The organism is Tepidibacillus infernus, assembly GCF_048898065.1.
Taxonomy (GTDB): domain Bacteria; phylum Bacillota; class Bacilli; order Tepidibacillales; family Tepidibacillaceae; genus Tepidibacillus_B; species Tepidibacillus_B infernus.
Genome location: NZ_JBLWFI010000001.1, coordinates 1,192,060 through 1,218,032, shown reverse-complemented (window position 1 = coordinate 1,218,032; position 25,973 = coordinate 1,192,060). Strand labels below are relative to the sequence as shown.

The 25,973-nt window shown below is 37.0% G+C and carries 29 protein-coding genes and 5 tRNA genes; 24 read left to right on the top strand and 10 right to left on the bottom strand.

Annotated features, from left to right (window positions below; genetic code table 11):
- Positions 1-77: 77 nt before the first annotated feature.
- Positions 78-467 carry an MFS transporter gene (locus TEPIDINF_RS06255; RefSeq protein WP_082732422.1) on the top strand — a complete coding sequence of 130 codons (390 nt, stop codon included), beginning with the start codon at positions 78-80 and terminating at the stop codon, positions 465-467.
- Complete coding sequence (locus TEPIDINF_RS06250) at positions 430-1,098, top strand: MFS transporter (RefSeq protein ID WP_069798484.1); 669 nt, start codon at positions 430-432, stop codon at positions 1,096-1,098. Before TEPIDINF_RS06255 ends, TEPIDINF_RS06250 begins: the two co-directional genes overlap by 38 nt.
- Positions 1,099-1,296: 198 nt before the next feature.
- On the opposite strand, the gene TEPIDINF_RS06245 is transcribed toward TEPIDINF_RS06250, so the two are convergent.
- A complete protein-coding gene (locus TEPIDINF_RS06245) occupies positions 1,297-2,097 on the bottom strand; it encodes an NAD kinase (RefSeq protein ID WP_421691548.1) in 801 nt (266 codons plus the stop codon).
- A gap of 155 nt (positions 2,098-2,252) precedes the next feature.
- Positions 2,253-3,731: a Na+/H+ antiporter NhaC family protein gene (locus tag TEPIDINF_RS06240; RefSeq protein ID WP_421691547.1), complete on the bottom strand. Its 1,479-nt coding sequence runs from the start codon at positions 3,729-3,731 to the stop codon at positions 2,253-2,255.
- Positions 3,732-4,085: 354 nt separating this feature from the next.
- On the opposite strand from TEPIDINF_RS06240, the gene TEPIDINF_RS06235 reads away from it, so the two are divergent.
- Both TEPIDINF_RS06235 and namA read left to right on the top strand, forming a co-directional pair.
- Complete coding sequence (locus tag TEPIDINF_RS06235) at positions 4,086-4,634, top strand: peroxiredoxin (RefSeq protein ID WP_068724846.1); 549 nt, start codon at positions 4,086-4,088, stop codon at positions 4,632-4,634.
- A 178-nt stretch (positions 4,635-4,812) separates the two neighbouring features.
- On the top strand, positions 4,813-5,838 hold the full coding sequence (gene namA, locus TEPIDINF_RS06230) for an NADPH dehydrogenase NamA (RefSeq protein ID WP_068724844.1): 1,026 nt from the start codon (positions 4,813-4,815) through the stop codon (positions 5,836-5,838).
- Positions 5,839-5,951: 113 nt separating this feature from the next.
- On the opposite strand, the gene TEPIDINF_RS06225 is transcribed toward namA, so the two are convergent.
- Together TEPIDINF_RS06225 and moaD are read right to left on the bottom strand one after the other, a co-directional pair.
- Positions 5,952-6,986 carry a ThiF family adenylyltransferase gene (locus TEPIDINF_RS06225; protein ID WP_068727520.1) on the bottom strand — a complete coding sequence of 345 codons (1,035 nt, stop codon included), beginning with the start codon at positions 6,984-6,986 and terminating at the stop codon, positions 5,952-5,954.
- A 4-nt stretch (positions 6,987-6,990) separates the two neighbouring features.
- On the bottom strand, positions 6,991-7,674 hold the full coding sequence (gene moaD / locus TEPIDINF_RS06220) for a molybdopterin converting factor subunit 1 (RefSeq protein WP_068724842.1): 684 nt from the start codon (positions 7,672-7,674) through the stop codon (positions 6,991-6,993).
- A gap of 278 nt (positions 7,675-7,952) precedes the next feature.
- Between moaD and TEPIDINF_RS06215 the strand changes: the two genes are divergently transcribed.
- Positions 7,953-9,755 carry an aldehyde ferredoxin oxidoreductase family protein gene (locus TEPIDINF_RS06215; RefSeq protein WP_421691546.1) on the top strand — a complete coding sequence of 601 codons (1,803 nt, stop codon included), beginning with the start codon at positions 7,953-7,955 and terminating at the stop codon, positions 9,753-9,755.
- Positions 9,756-9,845: 90 nt separating this feature from the next.
- Here TEPIDINF_RS06215 and TEPIDINF_RS06210 read toward each other — a convergent pair whose 3' ends face one another.
- A complete protein-coding gene (locus tag TEPIDINF_RS06210) occupies positions 9,846-10,130 on the bottom strand; it encodes a MoaD-like domain-containing protein (RefSeq protein ID WP_421691545.1) in 285 nt (94 codons plus the stop codon).
- Position 10,131: 1 nt separating this feature from the next.
- Positions 10,132-10,416 (bottom strand): ubiquitin-like small modifier protein 1, encoded by a 285-nt coding sequence (locus TEPIDINF_RS06205; protein WP_068724833.1) that lies wholly within the window; start codon positions 10,414-10,416, stop codon positions 10,132-10,134.
- A 135-nt stretch (positions 10,417-10,551) separates the two neighbouring features.
- On the opposite strand from TEPIDINF_RS06205, the gene TEPIDINF_RS06200 reads away from it, so the two are divergent.
- The 10 genes from TEPIDINF_RS06200 to TEPIDINF_RS06155 all read left to right on the top strand — a co-directional run bounded on the left by TEPIDINF_RS06200 (position 10,552) and on the right by TEPIDINF_RS06155 (position 20,354).
- Positions 10,552-11,820 (top strand): molybdopterin molybdotransferase MoeA, encoded by a 1,269-nt coding sequence (locus TEPIDINF_RS06200; RefSeq protein WP_235589075.1) that lies wholly within the window; start codon positions 10,552-10,554, stop codon positions 11,818-11,820.
- Positions 11,821-11,949: 129 nt separating this feature from the next.
- Positions 11,950-13,872, top strand: coding sequence for a molybdopterin biosynthesis protein (locus TEPIDINF_RS06195; protein WP_421691544.1), 1,923 nt, complete (start codon positions 11,950-11,952; stop codon positions 13,870-13,872).
- A 20-nt stretch (positions 13,873-13,892) separates the two neighbouring features.
- Positions 13,893-14,726: an ABC transporter substrate-binding protein gene (locus TEPIDINF_RS06190; protein ID WP_421691543.1), complete on the top strand. Its 834-nt coding sequence runs from the start codon at positions 13,893-13,895 to the stop codon at positions 14,724-14,726.
- 14 nt (positions 14,727-14,740) lie between these two features.
- Entirely contained in the window at positions 14,741-15,442 is a 702-nt protein-coding gene (locus tag TEPIDINF_RS06185) for an ABC transporter permease (RefSeq protein WP_421691542.1), read from the top strand.
- Positions 15,439-16,143: an ABC transporter ATP-binding protein gene (locus TEPIDINF_RS06180; RefSeq protein WP_161937298.1), complete on the top strand. Its 705-nt coding sequence runs from the start codon at positions 15,439-15,441 to the stop codon at positions 16,141-16,143. Before TEPIDINF_RS06185 ends, TEPIDINF_RS06180 begins: the two co-directional genes overlap by 4 nt.
- A gap of 80 nt (positions 16,144-16,223) precedes the next feature.
- On the top strand, positions 16,224-17,225 hold the full coding sequence (gene moaA / locus TEPIDINF_RS06175; RefSeq protein ID WP_068724818.1) for a GTP 3',8-cyclase MoaA: 1,002 nt from the start codon (positions 16,224-16,226) through the stop codon (positions 17,223-17,225).
- Between the two features lies 1 nt (position 17,226).
- A complete protein-coding gene (gene moaC, locus TEPIDINF_RS06170; RefSeq protein ID WP_069798501.1) occupies positions 17,227-17,718 on the top strand; it encodes a cyclic pyranopterin monophosphate synthase MoaC in 492 nt (163 codons plus the stop codon).
- Positions 17,715-18,248 (top strand): MogA/MoaB family molybdenum cofactor biosynthesis protein, encoded by a 534-nt coding sequence (locus TEPIDINF_RS06165; protein WP_421691541.1) that lies wholly within the window; start codon positions 17,715-17,717, stop codon positions 18,246-18,248. The genes moaC and TEPIDINF_RS06165 overlap by 4 nt, the downstream gene beginning before the upstream one ends.
- A gap of 23 nt (positions 18,249-18,271) precedes the next feature.
- Complete coding sequence (locus tag TEPIDINF_RS06160) at positions 18,272-18,889, top strand: PilZ domain-containing protein (RefSeq protein WP_068724816.1); 618 nt, start codon at positions 18,272-18,274, stop codon at positions 18,887-18,889.
- A gap of 100 nt (positions 18,890-18,989) precedes the next feature.
- Positions 18,990-20,354 (top strand): MATE family efflux transporter, encoded by a 1,365-nt coding sequence (locus TEPIDINF_RS06155; RefSeq protein ID WP_068724812.1) that lies wholly within the window; start codon positions 18,990-18,992, stop codon positions 20,352-20,354.
- Between the two features lie 87 nt (positions 20,355-20,441).
- Here TEPIDINF_RS06155 and TEPIDINF_RS06150 read toward each other — a convergent pair whose 3' ends face one another.
- The gene (locus tag TEPIDINF_RS06150) at positions 20,442-20,789 is read right to left on the bottom strand and encodes a hypothetical protein (RefSeq protein WP_068724811.1); all 348 of its coding nucleotides are present in this window, start codon (positions 20,787-20,789) and stop codon (positions 20,442-20,444) included.
- Positions 20,790-20,890: 101 nt separating this feature from the next.
- On the opposite strand from TEPIDINF_RS06150, the gene TEPIDINF_RS06145 reads away from it, so the two are divergent.
- Complete coding sequence (locus TEPIDINF_RS06145) at positions 20,891-21,718, top strand: PHP domain-containing protein (RefSeq protein ID WP_069798511.1); 828 nt, start codon at positions 20,891-20,893, stop codon at positions 21,716-21,718.
- A gap of 70 nt (positions 21,719-21,788) precedes the next feature.
- Here the strand turns inward: TEPIDINF_RS06145 and TEPIDINF_RS06140 are convergent, their stop codons facing one another.
- Both TEPIDINF_RS06140 and TEPIDINF_RS06135 read right to left on the bottom strand, forming a co-directional pair.
- A complete protein-coding gene (locus TEPIDINF_RS06140) occupies positions 21,789-22,226 on the bottom strand; it encodes a GNAT family N-acetyltransferase (RefSeq protein WP_069798513.1) in 438 nt (145 codons plus the stop codon).
- Between the two features lie 43 nt (positions 22,227-22,269).
- Positions 22,270-22,776 carry a 2'-5' RNA ligase family protein gene (locus TEPIDINF_RS06135; RefSeq protein ID WP_068724805.1) on the bottom strand — a complete coding sequence of 169 codons (507 nt, stop codon included), beginning with the start codon at positions 22,774-22,776 and terminating at the stop codon, positions 22,270-22,272.
- A gap of 417 nt (positions 22,777-23,193) precedes the next feature.
- On the opposite strand from TEPIDINF_RS06135, the gene TEPIDINF_RS06130 reads away from it, so the two are divergent.
- A complete protein-coding gene (locus tag TEPIDINF_RS06130) occupies positions 23,194-23,742 on the top strand; it encodes a phosphatidylglycerophosphatase A family protein (protein WP_068724802.1) in 549 nt (182 codons plus the stop codon).
- A gap of 2 nt (positions 23,743-23,744) precedes the next feature.
- Positions 23,745-24,299 carry an RNA 2',3'-cyclic phosphodiesterase gene (gene thpR / locus TEPIDINF_RS06125; RefSeq protein WP_069798514.1) on the top strand — a complete coding sequence of 185 codons (555 nt, stop codon included), beginning with the start codon at positions 23,745-23,747 and terminating at the stop codon, positions 24,297-24,299.
- Positions 24,300-24,352: 53 nt separating this feature from the next.
- Here the strand turns inward: thpR and TEPIDINF_RS06120 are convergent, their stop codons facing one another.
- Positions 24,353-24,838, bottom strand: coding sequence for a hypothetical protein (locus tag TEPIDINF_RS06120; protein WP_069798516.1), 486 nt, complete (start codon positions 24,836-24,838; stop codon positions 24,353-24,355).
- A gap of 246 nt (positions 24,839-25,084) precedes the next feature.
- On the opposite strand from TEPIDINF_RS06120, the gene TEPIDINF_RS06115 reads away from it, so the two are divergent.
- From TEPIDINF_RS06115 to TEPIDINF_RS06090, 6 genes are all read left to right on the top strand, one after another.
- Positions 25,085-25,160 (top strand) — tRNA-Met (locus tag TEPIDINF_RS06115).
- 42 nt (positions 25,161-25,202) lie between these two features.
- Positions 25,203-25,279: transfer RNA gene (locus TEPIDINF_RS06110), tRNA-Asp, on the top strand.
- A 36-nt stretch (positions 25,280-25,315) separates the two neighbouring features.
- Positions 25,316-25,391 (top strand) — tRNA-Ile (locus tag TEPIDINF_RS06105).
- Positions 25,392-25,403: 12 nt separating this feature from the next.
- Positions 25,404-25,492: transfer RNA gene (locus TEPIDINF_RS06100), tRNA-Leu, on the top strand.
- A 33-nt stretch (positions 25,493-25,525) separates the two neighbouring features.
- Positions 25,526-25,601: transfer RNA gene (locus TEPIDINF_RS06095), tRNA-Val, on the top strand.
- A 222-nt stretch (positions 25,602-25,823) separates the two neighbouring features.
- On the top strand, positions 25,824-25,970 hold the full coding sequence (locus tag TEPIDINF_RS06090) for a hypothetical protein (protein WP_181482220.1): 147 nt from the start codon (positions 25,824-25,826) through the stop codon (positions 25,968-25,970).
- Positions 25,971-25,973: the final 3 nt, after the last annotated feature.

Genomic DNA, 25,973 nt, shown 5'->3' with positions numbered 1-25,973 from the left:
AACATCTGCGCTTCTCCCCGCGTGGGTGTTTTCTTTTTAGCTGTAAAGAAAGGGATGGCAAATAGGAAAGCTATTTACTGATTATTACGGGTATTTTGCCAACAGTGGGAAAAATATCTGATCTACGAGGAAGAAAAGGGATTTTTATTCTCGGTTTAGCCATTTTTACAATCGGTTCTATTTTATCGGCGATCTCTGCGACGATAGGACAGTTAATTGCTTATCGTGTGATTCAAGGGATTGGTGGTGCGATTATGCAGGCAAATGTCATGTCGATTATCGCTTATACTTTTCCACCGGGATCAAGAGGTAAGGCTATGGGTTTAATTGGTAGTGTTGTGGCATACCTGGGGATGGAAAAGTCCGATTACCCTTACCTATATAACCGTATCGATCATCAGTTGGATAGGTTTTATTATACGGGAGTTTTTGGTAGAGGATCCACTGATCGAGCTTACATTATTTAAAAATCCTATTTTTACGATTGGGAATATTACAGGGCTTTCTTCTTATGCCCTCATTATGTTTCCATCTATTTTGCTTCCTTTGTTTTTATATAATGTAACTCATTTGGAGGTTTTACAAATTGGTTTTTTAATGACCTCTCAGGCGGTAACCATGTTGATTGTTTCTCCAATTAGCGGTTGGTTTACTGATCGAATTGGTTATGATATACCGTCATTAATAGGAATGGGACTCAGTTCATTAGGACTTTGGTTGATGGGTAATTTTAATGTAGCAACAAGTCAATTTGATATTATTTTTGCACTTATGATTTTTGGGATAGGTATGGGATTATTCCAATCACCAAATAATGTCGCCGTGATCGAAAGCGTTCCGGTTGAAAAAACTGGTGTGACAGGTGGGATTATCGCTACTATAAGAAATTTTGGGCGGGTTTCAGGTGCAGCCCTTGCTATCTTTTTGTTGCAGATGGGTTTGAATACGGTAACTGCATTTAATCAGTATGCCAATGCTATCTCATTTGTCTTTTATTTTGGTAGTGGATTTGCTTTTGTCAATCTGCTATTGATATTAGGACGAGCCGTTTTTGGAAAAAGAAGCAAAAATTATGTTATGATTAGAATGAAAAAATAGATACAGATATACGTCGATCGTTTAAGAAAATCCGTTCTCTTGTTTGATTTTCTAATCGCTGTTCACGCAATTCTTTTAAAAAAGTAAGTTGATTAGAATCTAAACCTCTAAAATTAGATCTAGTTTATCTCCCATATAAATAACCCTTTCGTTTATATATTGGGTGTTCAACTTAGTTTGTTCTTCTTATCATGATGATTATCTATGTTCATTTCCAATAAATGCATCCCTTACCCGATTCCAAAACGGAAATGGCCGATAACGAGCAAATAGAATTTTTTCGTCTGCAACAAACCCTTGAATTGAATATACATTGCTCATCGTAAAATTAAGATGATCAAGTGTAAAACGAATCTCTTGATCACTTTCAGGATAAAGATCAATATAATGATGTTTTGGTAATAATAAAGGTGCACCAATTGTCCGATAGACTCGATTATTGATCGAAGCCATTTCACTTACTTGAATCGACTCTAAAGAAGGATGTATCAATGCCCCACCCAAACTCTTATTATAGCCTGTACTGCCAGAAGGAGTTGAGATACATAACCCGTCACCACGAAAGGTTTCAAAATCTTGATGATTTAGTTTTACTTTCATGACTAATGTTTTTTCTGTACTTTTCACAGTAAATTCATTTAATGCAAGGTAGTTGATTTCCTGATAATCATTTGTTTTCATTTTAACGTGCAGTAAAGGATATTCAATTGTTTTTAGAGGTTCATTTGCGATTAAGGAAACTAAGTTTTCCAACTCATTTGGTTGCCAATCAGCATAAAAACCCAAATGTCCCGTATGAATTCCAAGGAAAGCCACTTTATGTAATCGATGTTGGTTAGAATGAAATGCTTCTAACATGGTGCCGTCCCCACCAATTGAAATGATCAAATCAGGGGAATCTTGATCTTCGACCAATTGGTATTGTTTTGCGTACTGGTAAAACAGATTTGTCATTTCAGTAGATTGCTGGTCTCCTCGATTTATAATAGAGAATTTCAATGAAAAACCCCCTCGTATAATTCTGTTCTCATTATACGAAAAATTTTTTTAAATAGACAGTCTTGTCCATTTAAAAATAGTAAACAAAAAAGAGGAGAAGACAGACTTTCCCTCTTTTTTGTTGAAAAAATATGTTCAAGCATAGATTGACGAGTTTACTTTGGTTTTACTTCTTCTCCATTTTTACCTATCAAACGTAGTCCCCATCCAGTAAATGCTGCAAAGAACATGATGAAGACTAAGAACCAACCGTGAAAGACAAATGGGAAGACTGTAGCAGGGTCAACAACTGTTACCCAATCATACTTTTCATGAAGATTGGAGATTGTACTCCAGCCTAAAAGGACGGCTGCACTCCAAGGGAAAATATATCCTAAGGCTGAAGTAATGGCGTCAAGTAGATTTGCTCTACGGTAAGGATGAATCTTGAATTGTTCGCCTATTTGTCTTACAAATGGCGCTGCAGCGATTTCTGCGGCAGTATTGATCGTGATAAATACATTTAATACTGTTACAATCGATACAATGGCTAGTTCAGCTCTGCGAATAACACCATTGATCTTTTTATTTAACGCTTCTTTCATCGCTTCCATCGTTCCACCAAGACTCATGATATGAGAAGCTGCCACAATAAGGAGAATCAATATTGCCATATTCATGTATCCAGTAAAACCATTCACTAAAGCTCCTTCAATACTTTTCTTTTCAAAATTAAAGTCTAAGATCTGAGATAAGCTTCCTAATCCTGCAAGAGGAATGATCACTGTTGCCGTAATGATCCCCCAAGTTAAAGATGTAATTAAATGACGTCCTGACAATGCTAGAACAATGACTAAGGTAAAAGGAATGAGTAAAAGGAGGCCATTTGGTGACACCGTAATATTGAGTGCAGAAAGTCCATCGGTTTGAATAACTCCATTACCACTCCCAAAAATAGCAAAAAGAATAAAAGCAGGAATACCTGCCATGACACTATACTTAAATCTTGAACGAACAACCCCTGGAACATCGGCATCTTGGGTAACGGCAGATACAATTGTCGTATCAGAAACAGGTGCCAAATTATCTCCAAAGGCAGCTCCTGATAGGATGGCAGCAAATAGAAAAACAGGATCAGCGTTTAGTAGAATACCTGCAGGGTAAAGTAGGGTTGTAAAGGCAACTACAGTTCCATAGCCTGTACCTACTGCAGATGAGAAGATAGCTGCTAAGAAAAAAGTAATAGCTACAAACCATCCCCCATGTACCCCTGTAGTAGTCCCAAGCCATACCAAGCCTTCAACAAGACCACCCGTTTTTAAAATCTCTGCAAACATTCCTGCCCAAAACCAGGCAACAATGGCAACTACTCCAATCGATTGAGACATTCCATCAAAGATTCCTTGTGCATAATCTGCCCAAGGACTTTTAGACATAAACATGCCTAAGGCTAAACCAAAAAGCATACCCATAATGAGACCTGTCTCAGTAGAAATCTTTAAAATGCTGGTAGTGATTGCCCAGATCACGAAAAATAACATGGGTACGGTCGCGCCTATTGGCCCAAAATAGAAATCTAAGCGATCTATTTGTTTACTATTGGTCGCATTAGCCACCACTTCTTCAATTTGTTGATTAAATCCATGGTCCCTCACTGTTATTCCTCCTTTTCATCAGTTGTATGAGAGTCTACTTAATGTTTAAAAATTTACAACAAATAAGCAGGTTTTGTCGAATGTGATGAAAAGAGGCAGACATTCATCATCTGTCCATGCTTTCATTATGCTTACATTTCTTCTTATATCCTTGCTTTTTGAATCGATACAAATAGACATATGAGGATTGTTTAGCTATTTTGTTCTTGTGGAAAAGACATTTGTTTAATATAATAAGACAAATTAAAGGTGCTTGGAGAATATAAAGTAAATCATATTGGTATGGAAGGTAGAAAAAATGGTTATTTTATCAATTGTGAGGAAAAAATTTATTTGCTTTAGGAGGAATATATCATGGCAGAACGTTTAGTAGGTCAACCTGCACCGGAATTTTCCATGCAGACTGCACTAGGAGATGGTGTAAATTTTGGACGGGTTTCTTTATCGGATTATAAGGGTAAGTGGCTTGTTTTCTTCTTTTACCCCTTAGACTTTACCTTTGTATGTCCTACAGAGATTACCGCATTGAGTAATGCTTATGAAGAGTTTAAAAAACTTGGTTGTGAAGTACTAGGTTGCAGTACGGATAGCATATATTCTCATCGTGCATGGATGAATACGCCTTTAGAAGAGAATGGAATTGGTAAATTAAACTTTCCCCTTGCTTCAGACATTACAAAGGAAGTTAGTTGGGAATATGGAATCTTAATTGAAGAAGAGGGAATAGCTTTACGCGGTTTATTTATCATTGACCCTGATGGGATTCTTAAATATGCAGTTGTTCATCATAATGACATCGGACGAAGTGTTGAGGAAACCTTAAGAGTTTTACAAGCCCTTCAATCTGGTGGGTTATGTCCAGCAAACTGGAAACCAGGAGAAACACATCTCACTGCAAAATAGTATTGAAATTAAAGTTTTTCGAAAACACCAATTGGGGTTTAATAGCCATTTGGTGTTTTTTCATCATAAAAAAATGTGGTAAAATAAGACAAGAAAACCAACAAAAGTGATGATCTCCTTCGAAGTGAATTCCGATTACTTTTGTGGGGACCCACTAAATACTTTGGAGGTTGTTAAAATGGCAGTTCTTTTTACACCCATTACAATAAAAAATATCACCTTAAAAAATCGTGTAATGATGCCACCTATGTGTCAATATATGGCTGAGTCAGATGGAAAGATAACAGATTGGCATCGCATTCATTATGGAACTCGCGCCATTGGACAAGTAGGTTTAATTATTGTAGAAGCTACTGCGGTAGAAGCGAGGGGAAGAATTACTGAAAAAGATTTAGGAATTTGGAATGATGATCAGATCGATGGTCTAAAAGAAATTGTTGATTTTGTACACCAATATGGAAGTAGAATAGGAATTCAATTGGCCCATGCTGGAAGAAAAGCAGAGATCTCTGATAAATCTACTGTTATCGCTCCAAGTCCCATTGCGTTTGATGAGGGTTGGACAGTACCAAATGAAATCACAGAGGATACGATTAAAGAGGTAGTGGATGCTTTTGTCAAAGCAGCAAAACGTGCCCATCAAGCTGGATTTGATCTAATTGAAATTCATGGTGCACATGGTTATTTAATTCATGAATTTTTGTCCCCTCTTTCTAACCAAAGAAATGATGCTTATGGCATAAATAGGGAAGGAAGGTTAAGATTTTTAAAGGAAATGATCAGTGGGATCAAACGGGTGTGGCCATCAGACAAATCAATCTTTCTTCGTGTCTCAGCCTCTGATTATAAACATGACGGTATTGACATTAAGGAAATGATTGAAATGTTAAAGATTGTTAAGAGTTGGGGGGTTGATGTAATTGATGTGAGCTCTGGTGGATTAGTTCCAGCCAAAATTCAATTGGGACCAGGGTATCAGGTCAAGTTTGCTGAACAAATCAAAAAAGAAGTGGGAATCCCAACTGTAGCAGTTGGACTGATTACTGAACCAGAAATGGCAGAAGAAATTCTCTTTAATGAACGTGCAGATCTTGTTGCACTAGGTAGGGAATTATTGAGAAATCCTTATTGGCCACTTCATGCGGCATCAAAATTAAATGCCGTTGTTTCTTGGCCAGTGCCCTATTCAAGAGCGAAGAAATAGATTTATACATAAAATTTTTATAAATCATTTTACTAATATAGGGTGATTTCAACCAAAAAAAAGTTGAAACTATTTATTCAAAAAAAGAATGCCACATTATTGACGGCATTCTTTTAATTTCCAATATATTTTGTAAATAAATTTTTTGCAGTGATCGGGTCATCTGTTCCCTGAATAAGTACGCGACCATCGGGGAAAATCGTCAATTTATAATCATCAATATAAAAACGGAGTAGAAAGGGAGTTTCCTCCACTTTACCTATAGATGATAAGTTAGAGGCTAATCGTTTCAAATCAAAAGCAGTGTCCTGTGCAGGAGATATTTGAATGGTATCTCTTCCACATAGGGAAACAACACGATCTGATTTGTCTTTTGGATCTAGGTAATCATATTGGTGATGAACACAAGTTGGGCAGTCCTCATTTTTCGCATTTCTTACATTGATTTCAGAATAGTCATTTTGCCATAATTCAAAGTTTCGTAAAGAAGGGCTAAGATGTTCATGATCGCCTACAAGCAGTTTTAAAGCTTCGGTTGCTTGGTAAGCGGCAACGACTTGGATAATTGGGCCGATCACTCCAGCTGTATCACAAGTTTGTGTTGTTCCTGGTGCAGGTGCTTGAGGGAATAGGCAGCGAAAGCATGGTGTTTTTTCTGGTAAAATCGTTACGGACATTCCTCTTGAACTAACAGCTCCACCGTAAATCCATGGGATCTTATATTTTACAGCAACATCGTTGATTAAATAACGCACTTCAAAATTATCCGTTCCATCTAAGATAAGGTCTACATCAGCTAAAAGCTGTTCTGCATTTTTCCATGTAAGGTCTGTTATATGGGCATCAACCATAACTGATGAGTTGATCAAATTTAATTTTTCCTTTGCAGCCAATGCTTTGGGAAGACCTTGCTCTGCATCTTTTTCATCAAAAAGCATCTGCCTTTGCAGGTTACTATATTCTACAAAATCGCGATCTATGATTCTGATATAACCGATGCCAGAACGTACCATGTGATTAGCTAATGCGGTACCAAGTGCCCCCATTCCAACAATAGCGACTCGCGATTTACCAAGTCTTTCTTGACCAGATTTGCCGATAAAAGGAAATAGATGTTGTCTGGAATATCTGATTTCGTTTAGATTCATAAACTCATTCATCCTTCTTCCATGGACCTTCTTGATGCCCTATCCATTCTTCGCCATTTTCCCAAATCTCTTTTTTCCATACAGGGACGATTTGTTTTAATCGTTCAATCGCATAACGTCCTGCTTCAAATCCAGCATCACGATGAGGAGTAGCTACGGCAATAATCACACTTATTTCTTCAATCGCTAATTTACCGATACGATGGGACATGGCTACTTTGGTATTTGGCCACTTTTCCTTGATTTCCTTAGCAATTTCCTCCATTTTTTTAATTGCCATTTCTGGATAGGCTTCATATTCCAAATAAGTGGTTCTTTTCCCATATGTAAATTCTCGTACCGTTCCAACAAATGTAAGAATTGCTCCAGCCATTGGATTTGAAACCTTAGCAATCAATTGATCAGCGTACAAGGGTTCTGTCGTCACTTCAAAAAGAGGCTCTTCTCCTCCACTTACAGGAGGAATTAAAGCAATTTCATCTGTTTCAGTAATGTTTTGGTCTGGTTTTGCATAGTCATGATTTATAGATACCATCGATCTTTTAATCATTTCAGCTGCTATTGGAAATTCATTTGTTAATAAGTGAATTAGATCTTTTACAGTAGGAGTGTGGTCAAGATGTAAAGTATGTTCCCTTTTTCTAGTTGCTTCAGCAATCCCAGCGAAAAACTTAATTTTGATTTGCATATGGTTCTTCCTTTCACTACTAAACGTTTTCATTTTATATTTATTTTACCACTATATTTGACCGATGGAAAAGGAAAATCGTTTTCTATCTTTGATAGTTTGTGGAAGTGTACAAATTTTGTATATTAAAATTGATATAAAAATAACAATTTTTAGAAATTAGTAATGAGAATTTATTTTATTTTTATAAAGATCATGATAGAATAATAAATATAGGTTGGCTATATCTTCCAATCTATGATTTTAAATGGATGAAATAAAAAAGGAGGAGGAAACAGATGAAATTTGGGGGATATTTAAACAAAGTTGCATGGATTGACTTAACAAATGGGACAGTGGATTACAAAGAAATCGACGAAGAAGATGCTAGAAAATATATTGGTGGGAGAGGACTTGGTACCAAATATGTCTTTGACAACGGGCCATTAGTGGAAGCGCTCTCTCCTGACAATATGTTGGCCATTATGACTGGTCCGACAACAGGGACACAAGTCACTATGGGTAACCGGGTTGCGGTCGTAACCAAATCTCCTTTAACTGGAACAATAACGAACTCGCATGCTGGCGGCTGGGCAGGTTCAAGAATTCGTTGGTCAGGTTTTGATGGATTAACTGTGAAAGGAAAAGCAGATCATCCTGTTTACCTTTATGTGGAAAATGGTCAAGTAGAAATCAAAGACGCTAGTGACTTATGGGGAAAAAATGTTCATGAAGTTGTTAAAATCATGAGAAATCGCTACGGTGAAGAGGATCTTAGTGTGATGACCATTGGTAAAGCTGGAGAAAATCTAGTGAAATTTGCTTCTATTATGAATGAAAATGATAGAGCAAATGGTCGTGGTGGCGTTGGGGCAGTGATGGGGAGTAAAAATTTGAAAGCCATCGTCATACGCGGTTCACAGAAAAATATGTTAAAACCGGTACAGCCTGATGAACATAAAGCAGCAAGGCAAAAGGCATTAAAACTGATCATGGATAATCCTGTGACTTCACCTGGAAAAGGTGGGCTATCTGTTTATGGAACAAATGTGTTAACCAATATGATGAATGCTGTTAGTGCTTTCCCTGCCTATAACGGGAAACAATCCCATTTTGATCAAGCAGATGAGATTAGTGGGGAAACATTTAGAGCAACCTTATTAGTATCTGAACCAACTTGTCATGCTTGTCCTGTTGCATGTAAGAAAGAGCTTGAAGTTAAGGATGGTAAGTATAAGGTTAAAGTTGAATCCATGGAGTATGAAACGGCTTGGGCTCTAGGTGCAATGAGTGGAAACTTTAATCGAGAAGCGATGGCCTATATGCTTTACCAATGTAATGATTATGGCATGGATACGATTGAAGCTGGAAATACACTTGCTATGGCTATGGAAGCTTCAGAAAAAGGCCTCATTGAAGAAGAAATCAAGTGGGGCGATGCGGATAAAATGATCGAACTTCTTGATAAAATTGCAGTTCGAGAAGGGCTTGGCGATCTTTTAGCAGAAGGTGGTGGTAAAGCCTCCAAAAAACTTGGGGCGCCAGAGTTATCTATGTCTGTTAAAGATCAATCGATTCCCGCTTACGATCCTCGTGGTGTACAAGGAATCGGTTTAACCTATGCAACAAGTAACCGTGGTGCTTGCCATGTCAATGGGTATACCATTGCAAGTGAAATGTTGGGAATTCCTGAACCAATGGATCGTCTTCAGGTAAAAGGAAAAGGTAATTTAACCAAGGTGTTCCAAGATCTTGCTGCTTTTGGAGATTCAATGGATATTTGTAAGTTCTCTTCTTTTGCTGAAGGAGCAGAAGAATATGCAGCACAGCTTGCAACGATGATTGGAAGAGATATGACAGCTGAAGAAGTGATGAAGACAGGAGAAAGAATCGTTAATCTAGAGCGTTATTATAACAACCTGAATGGATTTGATCGAAAAGACGATACCTTACCAAAACGTTTCTTAACAGAAGGGGCAACTAAACATAGCGAAGGTGTTGTTTCAAACCTTGCTGAAATGTTAGAAGAATATTATCAACTTCGTGGTTGGGTCGATGGTGTAGTTCCAGAAGAAAAATTAAAGGCATTAGAAATTCTCTAATCTCCTACTATTTGAGAATGATTGGGTTTTAAATGTTGAAAAAGAATAATCCAGCTTCCAACAGGAAAGCTGGATTATTCTTTAAAAAAATTATCCACCTGTACGTAAGGTTCTAACTCGAAGTTTTTGGATGGTATCTAAAATTTTTGTTTCATCTCCTGTAAAGGAAATGAAAAATCTTGGAATCACAACTGTTGGAACAATGGAAAAAGACTCCACTTCCGATAAAGTAACCATCCAATCTTTAGAAGGAATTGTTACGCTGCCATCAGCGTTTGATATAATGGAAGTAGTTGTTAACTCGGCAATGCTTAGTAAATATTCAATGACTAATTCACGAGAAATACCCCTAAATTCAAGCTGGGTCTCATACATATCAACCACCTCCAACAGGAGGGATTAAAGCGATTTCATCTTTGAACGTAAAAGGCGTATTTAGCCCTTGTAGATGAATGATGTTACGACCGTTTACAAAAATATGGACATGAGGTTTTAATGATAATTGTGTTTCATCAAGAAAAAGTTCTTTTTGAAATGCTGGAAATAAGTTGATTAATGATTGTAAAAGTTCTTTTATTGTAGTCATTGATTCTGTCACAGGTACATCGACAGTCTTAGCGTTAACAATATCACGATAGGTAGCGAATAATTGGATTTGCATAGTTTCACCCCCGAAGCCAATCTAGTCTATTTTCAATTCAATTCAATTTAATCCTATTATATCATCTTTATATGCCATCTTTCAAAATAGGAGAGCATTTGTAAAAGGAATGTACATCAAAGGAGGAAAAGAAGTATGGAACCATTAAACCTTCATCAAAATGGACCTAGAATCGAATTACTAGATGTCCAACAAGTACAAGAAGTGGCAGAAAAGATCAAAAAGCAGTTTCAAGCAATTGATTCGGTTGAAGAAATTTCGATTATAGAAGCTGTAGGGAGAGTTCTAGCTCATGACATGGTTTCAAAGGAAGATGTTCCAGGATTTCATCGTTCGACGGTTGACGGATATGCTGTGAAGGCAAGAAATACCTATGGCTCTACAGAATCAATGCCTACTTTTTTTCATATTACTGGTTCGGTTGAAATGGGGAAAGATGTCAATCAAACCATTCAAGAAGGACAAGCGATGTATGTTCCTACTGGCGGGATGTTACCTGAAGGTGCAGATGCAGTGGTGATGATTGAAGATGTAGAAGTTGTAGGAGATCTATTAAATGTCTTTGAACAAGTAGCCCCCAGAGAGAACGTGATTTTCAAAGGAGAAGACGTCTATGATGGCGAAGTGGTGTTGAAAAAGGGGCATCGTTTAAGACCACAAGATTTAGGTGGCTTAGCCGCAATTGGAGTAACCAAAGTTCCTGTCTATACAAAATTAAAGGTTGGCCTATTATCTACTGGTGATGAAATTGTCCCACCAGAAACTGAAGAATTGTTACCCGGGCAGATTAGAGATATTAATGGGATATCGATTGCAGCAGCTGTACAAGCACTAGGTGGTCAAATCATCTATGGAGGAATCGTTAAAGACCAGTTTGACCAATATCTTTCAAAATCACAAGAGCTGTTTCAACAGGTAGATTTTTTGATTCTATCTGGTGGGAGTTCAATGGGGACAAAGGATTATACAAGTCAAGTGATGAACCAATTAGGTTCACCAGGTGTTTTTGTACATGGGATATCTATAAAACCGGGCAAACCAACCATAATCGCTAATTGTAATGGGAAACCTGTGATGGGTTTACCAGGACACCCTGTGTCTGCCATGGTCTTATTTGAATTATTTGGTAGGCAAATCATGAACCAGCTTCATCATGTAAACGAAAATCCTTTTGCCAAACAATTGAGAGCAAGAATATCAAGAAATATTGCTTCTCAAGTAGGTCGCACCGATTATGTTCGGGTACAATTGGAGATTCGTGATCATGAATTATGGGCCAACCCTGTTTTTGGTAAATCAGGTCTAATTACCAATCTAGTAAAAAGTGATGGGATGATAGAAATTTCACAATATAAAGAAGGCATTATAGCTGGTGAATGGGTAAATGTCATATTGTTTTCTTAATGACTTTTATTATAATGGGATCCTGTAAAATAATAGGAATATGCTACGAAAGAAAAACGTCACTTTTGTGGGTTATTTTTTAATGCTAGAATAGGGATAACTGGGAAGAAAGCAAAAGGAGACATTGGAATGAGAAAAATCTATTTGGAAGACACACCTTTACATGAAGCACAAGTTAAATTTTTGCAACTCTTTGATCTCAAACCGAATGTGGAAATGGTACCAACAACTGAAAGTTTAGGTCGGGTTACTGCACAAGCAATTTTCGCAAATGTTTCTATGCCTCATTTTCATGCATCAGCTATGGATGGAATTGCAGTAAAAGCAGAAAAAACATATTCTGCTCATGAAACAAATCCCCTTCGTTTAAAACTGCATGTTGATTATGAAGTGGTAGACACAGGTGACCCTATTCCAGAACCATTCAATGCAGTGATTATGGTTGAATATCTCCATCAAATTGATGAAGAAACGGTTGAAATTATTGAGCCAGCTAGTCCTTGGAAACATATTCGTCAAATTGGTGAGGATATTGTTGCAGGAGAGATGATTTTACCGATTTATCATAAAATTCGTCCTGTTGATCAAGGCGCCCTTTTAGCTGGTGGAGTCTTAGAGGTTCCTGTCATTGCTATGCCAAAGGTCGCTATTATTCCAACGGGAACAGAAATCGTTGAGCCAACGTTGAATTTAAAACCAGGGGACATTATTGAATTTAACGGAACGGTTTTTGCTAGTTACGTGAAAGAATGGGGAGGAAAACCGATTTATAAAGGAATTGTGATTGACGATTTCAATCTGATTCAGCAAAAAGTAAAGGAAGCCTTAGAAGAAGCTGATATTGTTTTAATGAATGCTGGTTCATCGGCAGGGAGAGAAGATTTTACCTCATCTGTGATTGCTTCCCTAGGAGAAGTGATTGTCCATGGTGTTGCAACAAGACCAGGTAAGCCAGTTGTTCTAGGAAAAGCCTATAATGGCAAGCCGATTATTGGCGTTCCCGGGTATCCTGTTTCAGCTTATTTAGCTTTAGATTGGTTTCTCAAACCATTGATGCATCAATTTCTTGGACTCGCTTCACCTGAACGAAGAAAGATTAAAGTAAAGCTAGGTAGAAGAATTGTTTCAAAAATGGGAGCTGAGGATTTTATTCGTTTAACACTCGGAAAGGTAAATGGACAATATGTTGCGAACCCATTAAGTCGTTCTGCCGGGGTAACGATGTCACTTGTACGGGCTGATGGATTACTTCGTATCCCTATTCAAAGCCAAGGTTATGAACAAGGGGAAGAGGTAGAGGTTGAATTATATCGATCGCTTGAACAAATTGACCAAACGATCGTCTTTGCGGGAAGTCATGATCTTATTTTAGATCTATTAGCGTCAGCAATTAGAAAGCAAGATTCTTCATATTCATTAAGTTCTGCACATATAGGAAGCCTTGCTGGAATTTTGGCCATTCGCAAAGGAGAAAACCATGTAGCAGGAACCCATCTTTTAGATGAGAAAACAGGGGAGTATAACCTTTCTTATATAGAGCAATATTTATCCAATACACCTGTTGTATTGATCAATTTAGTTTATCGACAGCAAGGTTGGATCGTTCAGAAAGGTAATCCAAAGCAAATTCAAACGATTGAGGATCTTACAAAAGAAGGAATTCGCTATATCAACCGTCAACGGGGAGCAGGAACAAGAATTCTCTTTGATTATTTACTAAAACAAGTTAATCTTTCTCCTGATGATATTTACGGGTATACACGAGAGGATTTTTCCCATCTAAGTCTAGCAGCAGCGATTAAAGGAGGCAATGCGGACGTTGGTTTGGGAATTTATTCAGCAGCTAAGGTTCTTGATCTAGATTTTATTCCTGTTGCAGAAGAAAGATATGATTTAATCATGACAAAAGAGTTTTATCAAAGTGAAGCCGGTCAACTCTTAATACAAGTGATCACCTCAGATGAATTCAAATCAGAGGTAGAATCAATGGGTGGATATAGTTGTCGAGATACTGGAAAAATTTTGTATAAAAATGAAGTAACAGGAAAGTAGTTGACTAGGAGGAATAATAAATGAGAAAAAGAATGAGATTATTTGTTGGAATCCTTTTCGTATTCCTTATGTTTATACTAGTGGCTTGTGGGGGAGAACAGACAACTAGTGAACAACCAACAACTTTACGCCTTGCTACAACGACAAGTACGCAAGATTCAGGTTTATTAGACTATTTGCTTCCTGTTTTTGAAGAAAAATATCATGTAAAAGTAGATGTGCTTGCACAAGGAACTGGCCAAGCGATCGAAACCGCTTCAAGAGGCGATGCTGACGTGATCTTAGTTCATGCACGAAAAGCGGAAGAAAAGTTTGTCGCAGATGGGCATGGAAGCAAGCGTTATGATGTGATGTACAACGATTTTGTCATTGTTGGACCTAAAAATGATCCTGATGGGATTAAAGGTAAATCATTAGATGAAGCATTTACCCTTTTTACAAATGGGCAAGCTCCTTTTTTATCAAGAGGGGACGACTCTGGGACAAATAAAAAAGAACTAGAAATTTGGCAAAAGTTAGGGATAAAACCAAAAGGGGACTGGTATCTTTCTGTAGGCAAAGGAATGGGAGATACTTTAATCATGGCCAATGAGCAGCAAGGGTATACTCTAACAGATCGTGCTACCTATTCCTTCATGAAAGATAAATTGAGCAATCTTGATATTTTAGTTGAAGGAGACAAAGGGTTGCTTAACCCCTATGGAATCATTGCTGTTAACCCTGAGAAACATCAAGGAATTAATCACGAGGATGCACAAAAATTGATTGATTTTATTCTTTCTGATGAAGGGCAACAACTGATTAAGGACTATAAAGTAAATGGTCAACAATTGTTCTTTACTTATGGAAAATAGGGGCTTGTAGCAATATGGAAATCTATTTGCAAGGATTTGAACGGGCTGTTTCTTTAATCTTAACTGGAAATAGAGAATTATATGAAGTTACATTTCGTTCACTTTATATCTCTAGTATCGCTGTGATGATTGCAGGATTGATCGGAGTTCCTATCGGTACCTGGCTGGGAACTCGATCTTTTCCCTTTAAATATGTTTTCATCCGATTGATTTATGTTTTGATGGGATTACCCCCTGTATTGGCTGGACTTATTCTATTTTTACTTTTATCGAGGAGTGGCCCAATTGCTCCTTATATCTATCTTCTTTACACCCCGATAGCGATGATCTTAGCTCAGTTGATGTTAGCTTTACCCATTGTTATAGGCTTGATCTATGTTGCAGCAGAAGGAAAAGCCCAAGTCGTCATGATGACAGCAAGAGGGTTGGGAGCAAATCGAATATATACGTTATTCACCTTGATCAAAGAGATTCGATTTCCAGCGATTGCTGCTTTAATCTCTGCTTTTGGCAGAGTGATTGCTGAAGTAGGAGCCGTGATGTTAGTAGGTGGAGATATTGCGGGAAAAACAAGGGTGCTCACTACTGCCATTGTTTTAGAAACAAGAAAAGGAAACTTTGATATGGCGATTGCATTAGGAATGATTCTTCTTTTTGTTTCTTTTCTGATTAACTCTGTTTTATTCTCCTGGCAGCAAGGAGGATGGAAATCTTGATCCAAGTAAAAAATGCAACGGTTGAAATCGATGGAAAAACGATATTAAAGCCAATTAGTTATCGATTTGAAAATGAAAAGGTGTATGGGATAATCGGACCAAACGGGGCAGGGAAAAGCACCTTGTTAAAGATCATCTCAGGATTTTTAACACCAACTTCTGGGGAAATTTATTTCCATGGAAAAGTGTTAACAGAACCAGACAAAAGAATAGCGGTAGTCTGGCAAAAGCCATATATGTTTCAGACGAATGTTTTTCAAAATGTTGCATACGGTTTAAAAGTACGTGGTGTACCTAGAAAAGAAAGAAAAGAACAGGTTTTGGAAATCCTGAAACAATTTCAAATTGATCATTTGATTGATCAAAAGGCAAAAAGCTTATCTGGAGGAGAAATGGCAAAGGTGGCCATTGCTAGAGCCATTATTACTTCACCACAAGTTCTTATTTTAGATGAACCTACTGCAAGTTTAGATCCTCAAAATGTGCTTGAGATTGAACAACTTATTTTAAAGTTAAAGAACCAATTTCAAATGACGGTGATCATGGTGACTCATAATATGTTTCAAGCAAAACGGATTGCTGATGAGACTCTTTTTTTACATAGTGGTTATTTGATTGAATCCCAGGCAACGAGAAGAATGTTTGAAAATCCTATTCATGAACTAACGAAAAAGTTTATTTTAGGTGAAGTACATTTTTAGCACTTATTTACCATGAATTTGTTGTAAAATAGAGTTATTCAGACTAGAGGGGATTGAATCAGGGAGAGGAGGCTTTATAAATGAGCCAATTAGTAGATCGATTTAACCGTGTACATGATTATTTGAGAATATCTGTGACCGACCGTTGTAATTTACGTTGTGTCTATTGTATGCCACCTGAGGGTGTTCAATTTATGGACCACCATCAGCTTCTAACTTATGAACAAATTGAAGAAGTGGTGAGAGTTGGTGCGAGTTTAGGTATTCGAAAAATCCGCTTAACAGGTGGAGAGCCTCTAGTTCGTAGAGATCTAGAGGTATTAGTTGAGAAACTTAGTCGTATTGAAGGAATAAAAGATATTGCTTTAACAACAAATGCAATGTTTTTAGCGCAAAAGGCGGAAGTACTTAAAAAAGCAGGATTAACTAGGGTCAATGTTAGCTTAGATTCATTACGCCATGATCGTTTTAAGGAAATTACAAGAGGTGGCGATTTGAAAAAGGTACTAGATGGGATTGATGCTGCTTATCGTGTAGGATTTTCGCCGATTAAAATCAATACGGTTCTGATGAAAGGGTTTAATGATGATGAAATTGGTGATTTTCTGCGAATGACGATTGATCAACCTGTACAGGTTCGGTTTATCGAATATATGCCGATTGGTCATGCAGATGAAACCTGGAAAAGTGGTTATCTCTCATTAGAACTTGTAAAGGAAAAAGCGAAAGAATTGGGTTTTGAATTAGAGGAATCTGGAGAAGTTTTTGGCAATGGCCCATCGGAAAACTTCCGAATTAAAGGAGCAAAAGGATCAATCGGATTTATTCATCCAATTAGTGATCATTTCTGCGCTAACTGTAATCGCCTTCGGTTAACTTCTGATGGTTATATCAAGCCTTGTCTTTATTGGCAGGAAGAATTAAATGTTAAACCGTATTTGGGAGATGAGGAAGGACTAAAACAGCTTTATTATAAAGCGTTAAATATGAAACCAGAAAATCATGAGATGGCAAAAACATTAAATAACGAAGAGTTATCACATATACCAACCCAAAGAAGAATGTCGCAAATAGGAGGTTAAGATGAGCGAATTAACCCACTTTAATAATCAAGGCCGAGCCAAAATGGTTGATGTAAGTGAAAAAAACGTGACTAAACGAACAGCTGTGGCTAGAGGCACAATCATTATGAAGCCAGAAACCTTGCAACTAATTCGGCAAGGAAAGATTGGGAAAGGAGATGTTTTAGCTGTTGCCCAAATCGCTGGGATCATGGCAGCAAAAAAAACATCAGAGCTTATTCCTATGTGCCACCCTATTCCACTCACTGGAGTGGATATCTCCTTTGAAGAATCAGGTGAAAATACAATTATTGTAGAGTCCACCGTTAAAACCACGAATGTGACAGGGGTAGAGATGGAAGCACTAACCGCTGTAAGTGTTGCCATGTTAACCATCTATGATATGTGTAAAGCAGTAGACAAAGGAATGGTATTAGGGGAAACCTATCTCGTCTCTAAAACAGGGGGCAAAAGTGGGGAGTATGTCAGAAACAAAGGGGAGATATCATCGTGAATTGGTCAGTTGGGATTTTGACATTAAGTGATAAAGGTTCTCGTGGTGAACGAGAAGATATTAGCGGAAAAGTGATTCATGAAATCGTAGCAACGATTCAGGGAGAAGTAAAGCAATATGACGTTATTCCCGATGAACGGCAACTGATCGAAAAGTACTTGATACGATATACGGATGAGTTACAGCTTGATCTAGTGATTACAACAGGAGGAACAGGTTTGGCAAAAAGAGATGTGACACCTGAAGCAACTTTAGCTGTTATAGATAAAGAAATTCCTGGTCTTGCCGAAGAAATGCGTCGGGTTTCACGGGTAAAAACCCCTTTTGCTACCCTTTCTCGTGCTGTGGTGGGTGCAAGAGGAGATAGCATCATCGTTAATCTTCCTGGGAGTCCAAAGGGAGTACGGGAAAATCTAGAAGCGATTATTGAAATTCTTCCCCATGCTTTGCAAATCTTACAAGGAAAAATGGGAGAGCATCCAAAGAATTTTGAGGCACAAATGAGTAAGTCTCACAAATCAATGGAATAAGATGACGATGGAGGCTAATAACTTTGATTGGAAATCAAATTGTTATACAAGGTGCTTCGTTTAAACGTCCTGGGGTGATCCGGTATGTAGAAAGTGACTTTCTAGAAATCCAAACCTCAGTAGTGCAGCTAAATGTTGGTGATAAGATTTCTTGCACATTAAATGAAGACGGAATCATTGAATCCTTCGAGACAACAGTCATGGGTAAAACTGAGAACTCCTTGATCACGCTGGTTCCGCTGATCTTACGAGACAAATGGATTATTTCTAGAGAAAACCCTCGAATTCGAATTGATGCAAAAGGCAAAATTACCGCTGTCTCTTTTTCTGGTTCGAAGCCCTTAATTGATTTAAATCAACTCTGTCAAATAGAGCTTCATGATGTCAGTGAGGGAGGAATTGGCTTTTCTACTAAATGCTATATTCGAGAAAATGGAATTGCTCTTCTTTCTTTTAGGCTATTTGACCAATTTCTTCATCTAGAGGTTGAAATTATGAAGAGTACATTTTCTAAAAAAGATAAAAAGTTTTATTATGGTGCCAAATTTATAGATACGAATTCAAAGGATTATCAAGTTATTCGCTCCTTTATCATTGAAACTTTATTCAAACGATACATGTTGAAAAAAGGAAAAAAATAAACTCTTCCTATTCTAATGTAAACGTACTATACTAGATTTATCCGTTTTAAAGAAAACGTTTGCACTAATATTGATTCATAAAGCTGATGGGGGGAAGAGTATGGTATTAGAGGAATCTGCACAGCAAAAACTTTCGCTTTTTTCAATTACTTGGCCTATTTTTATTGAAGTGTTCCTTTTTATGTTGATGGGAAATATAGATACGATGATGCTCAGTAAAGTATCCGATGATGCTGTTGCCGCAGTAGGAGTTACCAATCAAATTATTTCTATTGCCATTGTGATGTTTGGTTTCGTTTCCGCTGGGGCAAGTATTGTCGTGGCTCAGAATTTAGGAGCAAAACAATATTATGATGCATTAAAAATTGGAGCTGTTGCAATTGGCGTTAATTTCCTATTTGGGATCCTATTAAGTGGAATGATGGCTTTCTTTTCACCCGTTTTCTTAGACATTATGAATGTACCAATTGAACTACAAGCTTATTCTAAATCATATATGTTGATTGTCGGTGGCTTTTTATTTGTTCAGGCTGCATTAAATTCTGCAGGTGCGGTATTAAGGAGTAATGGTTTTACTAGGGATGCCATGTATGTAAGCCTTTCGATGAATGTGATGAATATCATTGGTAACTCCATTTTTATTTTTGGTCTTTTTGGTTTTCCAAAGCTCGGAGTAACCGGAGTGGCGATCTCAACTACAATTACACGAATCATTGGTTTTATTGCAATTATGATGATCTTGTCTAATCGATTAAACCATCGCTATACAGTTAGTGAATTTTTTAATTTTAAAAAGTACTACATTAAAGGAATTTTATCGGTTGGTTTACCTGCTGCAGGGGAACATTTAGCCTATAATACTTCGCAAATTTTAAATACGTATTTTATTACGATGATGGGAACGCTGGCATTAACCACAAAAGTGTATGCTCAAAATCTTAGTAGTTTTATCTTTTTATTCTCCGTTTCCGTTGCTCAAGGTACACAAATTCTTGTTGGACATTTAGTTGGCGCAAAAAAGAATGACGATGCTTATCATACAGCATTACGTAGTTTAAAAATTAGCTTTATCGTTTCGGTTTCAGTTGCTATTTTATTTTCTGTGCTAAGCAAATACTTATTCCGAATTTTCACTGTTGACCCTTCGATTATAGAATTAGGTTCAACTTTATTGATGATTAATATTTTACTAGAAGCAGGACGAACGTTTAATTTAGTCTTGATTAGTTCTCTTCGTGCGGCAGGGGATGTGAATTTTCCTGTTATCATGGGAGTGATCTCAATGTTCGGTGTAAGTGTAACCTTAACCTATGTTTTAGGAATTCACTTTGGCCTTGGTTTAATCGGCGCTTGGTTAGGGTTTGCAGCAGATGAATGGTTTAGAGGTATTTTTATGTTCTTTCGCTGGAAAAGTCGAATTTGGCAGAAGAAAGTATTGGTTAAACATAGTGCTGAAATGGTGTGAGAATAATGAAGTAAAGGCTGCAAAACTCGCAGCCTTTTCATATTTTCTTTTTCATGATAAAAAGATAAAAAGGGTAAAATAGACATGTTAGATTTTTATACTTGGTTTAGATTCAGAAAGAGTAGAAAATACCTCATTCATTTTTTCCTTTGCCGCTTGAATAATCGCCTCCGGAATTTGATGGGGTTTTACTGGAGATCGGGTATGAATAATCATCTCCTGAAATTTATATAGAGATTCTTTTGGACTTAAATAGATTTCCTGTATGGGTATCTGTAATTCATAACTCGTTCGTGTGCAAATATCATCTATTCTTAGACGATAGTAGGGAAAGTCTTTGCCCCCTTTTTTCTTGAACCCTTGAGATTCAAATACTTTATCAATTCTTGAAGAGGGTTTTACAATTTTAAATCCAGACTTTACGTTAATGTGCACAAAACGGCCTCCTTTAACTTTATTGTATTAAAACGTTTATGAGGGATGCCTTGTTCAAAATACCTGTTATTTTTGTGAATTTTTTTTAAGGAGTGAAAAGGATGAGAGCAGATTTGCATTCGCATAGCACTGCATCAGATGGTCTAAATGCACCTGCAGATAACGTCAAATTAGCAAAAGAAGCAGGATTGGCTGCTTTAGGCGTCACAGATCACGATTCAGTAAGTGGAATTGATGAAGCGATTGAAATGGCTGAAAAAATAGGAATTGAGGTTGTTCCTGGAATTGAGATGAGTACTGTAGAAAAAGGACAAGATATTCATGTTCTTGGGTATTTTATTCGCTACCAAGATAAGGAATTTTTAAATACGCTTGATGAACTGCAAAAAGCAAGGGATAAACGAAATGAAATGATAATAGTCAAATTAAATGAGCTTGGCATACAGATCACATTAGATGAAGTGAAAAAGAAAATTAGAAGAGAAGGGGCTAATGTTGGTCGACCTCATATTGCTGAAGTATTGATCGAGAAGAAAGTGGTTGATACCATGGAAGAAGCTTTTGATTTGTACCTTGGAAAAAAGGGAAAGGCCTACGTAAATCCGATTCGAATTTCTCCAGAGGAAGGAATTGATATTATTAAAAAAGCTGGAGGAGTCCCAGTATTAGCCCATCCAGGATTATACGATGATGATGAAATGGTTGTTAGATTGATTAAATACGGGCTTAAAGGAATTGAGGCTTTTCATCCTGATCACGATGAAGAGGCAGAAAAACGGTATCAAGAAATGGGAGAAACTTACGGAATAATTGTAACCGCTGGTTCTGATTTTCATGGTTCAAGGAATGGCGAGATGTTCCACGCGCCAATAGGGACAAAAATGGTTCCCTATCAGGTTGTGGAACGTTTAAAAAATTTAAGAAGATAGGAATATCTCTACTCTTTCGACATACATGTTAATGAGATATCACGAAGGATGAGGTACATTTTAAAAAACCTTAACTTTTCTTTTCCATGGTAACATGTTCAATACCGGCCTCATCGAACGGTTCGCTGATGGTCATATATCCTAGGTCTTTATAAAACGTTTCGGCATGTCGTTGAGCGTTTAATCTTAGGGTTTTAAATCCCATTTTTAAAGCTTCTTGTTCAATAAAAGTCATTAATTTTTTTCCAATACCTTTACCTCGCTCATCCTTCAGGACAGCGACTCTCTCAATCTTGACGGTGGAGGGGTCATGGTATTCCCTCATTCTTGCAGTTGCTACAGGACGTTTATCATCATAGACAATAAAGTGAGTTGCTGTATTATCGTATTCATCCATTTCTAGTTCTTTTGGAACTTGTTGTTCATCGATAAAAACAACTTCTCTAATAGAAAAAGCATCCTTTAATTCTTGTAGATTTGTTACGAGTTTGTATATCAACTTTTGCATAAACTCACCTCAAATTTGCTACGAATATTTAAATTCACTGCTATTATTTTCCTGTTAATAAAAAAGTTTGATAAACTGTCCATGATTGATTCTCAATCTGATAACACAAATGAATTCGATCGACCAGTATAGACTTATTTAAATTTTCCAATTTCAATCTACCATATACATCATGTATTTCTTGTTCATGCAAATCTTGAGCAATGGTCATATGTGGAATAAATTGATGTTTTAATGGCCGCTTTAAGATGTCAGCGTTTAGTTTTTCTTGTAATTCATAAATAACAGGATTTTTTTCAAACCCTACATATACAACAGGAGAGATAGGAAGAAAAGTACCGACTTTGCTTAGTTTTAATGTAAAAGGAGGAATTTGACTTGTAATGTTTTCAATATATTGAATAGCCTCGTTTATATTTTCTATCTCAAAAGCCTCTTTAATTGTAATATGGGGCGGAATTAATGTGTAATGAGAATCATAACGTTTTCGTAATGAATTCGCCCAATCCTGTATTTCCTTTTGGGGGTAAATCACAATACCATATTTCATACCTTTTTCCTCCTTTTTCAACCTATCATTAGGTTCATAAACCTATTTTATCAAAAGAATTTGAAATATGAAATATTTTGGTAAATACAATGAAAGAATAAATTGCCTTTTTTCCGTATAAACTAAGAAAGAGTTTTTTTACATGAAGGAGGAATAAAATGGCAGTCATTTTTATTGTTTTTATCGCTTTGCTTTTTTTAGTTGGAATGAGTTATGGTTTAGCCTATTTAATTCAAAGACTGGATCAACATCAAAATCAATAATCTTTATCTATTTTTATTTTATATTTGATAAGGGTGGCAGTGTAAGCATGATTCACTGCTACTCTTTTTTTTAATAATATATATAATGAAGTTTATTTTGTATATGTAGAGAAAGTGATATGATGGAGAAAGATATTTTTGGAGGTGACAGGTATTGAAAAGAAGGGTACCAAGTAAAGAGGTAAAAGCTGCAGCGTTACAGAGATTAAGAGAACGCGGTGTTACATTGGAAGACATTGCAGAAATCGTCTATGAATTACAATTGCCATATAATAAAGATTTAACCATGGAGCTTTGCCTGGAAAGTGTAAACAAAGTATTAGAAAAACGTGAAGTTCAACATGCATTACTTGTTGGGATCGAGTTAGACGTATTGGCTGAAAAAGGTTTGTTAACTGAACCATTGCAATCTCTTGTTGAGTCTGATGAAGGACTTTTTGGAATTGATGAAACAATGGCATTAGGCTCTGTCTTTGGTTATGGAAGCATTGCAGTGACCACTTTTGGATATTTAGATAAAGATAAAGTGGGAATAATTAAAAAGTTGGATACAAAAAACGGTAAAGGTGTTCATACGTTTTTGGATGACCTTGTTGCTGGAATCGCTGCTTCAGCGGCAGGACGTATTGCCCATCGATTAAGAGATGTGCAAGAAATGGTGGAAGAAATAGAAGAACAAATGACTGAGGATAATGTGGTTTAGCTATGAGATTATTTGTTGCACTTAAGCTAGCTGAACATGTAAAAAATGAACTTAAACAACAATTGCCAATTATTCGCAACAGCTTACAATTGGGAAAATGGGTACCAGAAGAAAATTGGCATATTACTCTTCTTTTTTTAGGGGAAGTCGATGAAAAAGAGATGGAATCGTTAGACCAAGCATTAAATGAGGCTGTAAAAAATGTATCCCCTTTTCAATTACAGTTAAAGAATATAAGTGCCTTTCCTAGCGAAAATAAGCCTAATATTTTATGGGCTGATGTTCATGGGGACTTGCAAATGTTAAACAAACTTTACCAAAATTTTGTTGAAGCATTGACAAAAACAAAGATTACATTCGATGCAAAGCCAAAGTATACTCCTCATGTAACATTAGCAAGAAAGGTGAATGTTCCCTTTAAAAAGGAAAATTTTAAACTAACGTCTTCTGTATGGCAAGTAACTTCTCTAACTTTATACCAGTCAGTTTTTACGGTTTCTGGGGTAAAATATCAACCTATTTTAACTAAAGAGTTTTTAAATGAACGAGAGAAATGAGCTTTGTATGAAAATATGAGAGGCTGTTGATGAATTTCAACAGCCAAAACTTTTTAGAAACCATGGCCTGATTCATAAATTTGATTCGTTTGACTTGATAATTGAACCTGATTGATTGTTTGTTGTATTTGATTACTAAATGATTGGAGCGCATTTGCTTTTTGTTGCATCAATTGCTGAAGATGTAAAGGATTCATATTGGCTGATTTCAATTGGTTGTATTCGGTTTCCATCTTACCAATCTCGTTATAAAATTTTTGTAGCATTTGATCTAAATGCTGCATTTCAGGGACGCTAGTATGTTGTTGTGCCCGCCCAAGTTGTTGCGTTTTGAAATTTTGTTGAGACATTTGCATGTTGTTAGATGCAGTGGACGACGTAAGTTGAGATTGTTGTATAGGTACAACTAATGATGGATTGCTCTGTAATTGTTTAGTCTGCTGTAGTAGTGATTGAGTTCCACTTACGATTTGTGACACCAACAGATTTGTTTCTTTATTTACATAAGCGATTTGTCTGTCTTTTATTTGTTTGGCCAAAATGCAACACTCTCCTTAACCATGGTTCAAGTCAATGGTATTCATGTATACACTGACAATGTTATTGTAAACCCAATTCACTAAATATATGTGACAATACTATTGACAAATTATTGTACTCTAGGTAAAATTACTTTTGTCCCAAAGACCAAGAGGTTTAAGGGATAAAACTATTTTTAAAAATTGTTGCATAAATGTTATAAATCATATATAATAATTTTTGTCGCTAATTTTATTATGTAATGACGCGGGGTGGAGCAGTTGGTAGCTCGTCGGGCTCATAACCCGAAGGTCGCAGGTTCAAATCCTGTCCCCGCAACCAATAAACTATTTGCACTACGTCGAATATTCCCATTTATATTATGGAGCTGTGGTGTAGAGGCCTAACATGCCTGCCTGTCACGCAGGAGACCGCGGGTTCGAATCCCGTCAGCTCCGCCATTTTAAAAAAGTATTTGTTTAAAGTTAAATTAGTAGGGGCCTATAGCTCAGTTGGTAGAGCGGTCGGCTCATAACCGATTGGTCACAGGTTCGAGTCCTGTTGGGCCCACCATTTAAAAGTCCTGCCGGGGTGGCGGAATTGGCAGACGCACAGGACTTAAAATCCTGCGGTAGGTGACTACCGTACCGGTTCAAGTCCGGTCCTCGGCACCATCTAAATTGAGTGTAACAACGTCGAATATATGTGACTCCGTAGCTCAGCCGGGAGAGCACCATCTTGACAGGGTGGGGGTCGCTGGTTCGAACCCAGTCGGGGTCACCATACTTTATATATCAAGGGTTTGAAGGCCATAAAAGATTTTGGAAAGTTGATGGTCGGATATAAACCCTTTTTTGATTTTTTAGACCACCATCTTTCAAGATGTTATTCCTGAAAGGGTACAGAGGTGATAAGTAAATGGATGATAATAGCGACAATATAAAGAATGAAATCCAATTTATGGAGCATAATGAACATAAGGTAAAGAAAAGGAGATGAATCATCGTGGATAAGAAAATCAGTCCTAAAGAAAAGGAGCCTACCATTGCACCAAGTATGGAGATGGATGCACTAGATGAAGATGCAACTCCTGAAGAGGTAAAAAAGGGGAAATATACAAGGGTGGTTAAATTAGTAAGTGATCGTCGATAAACT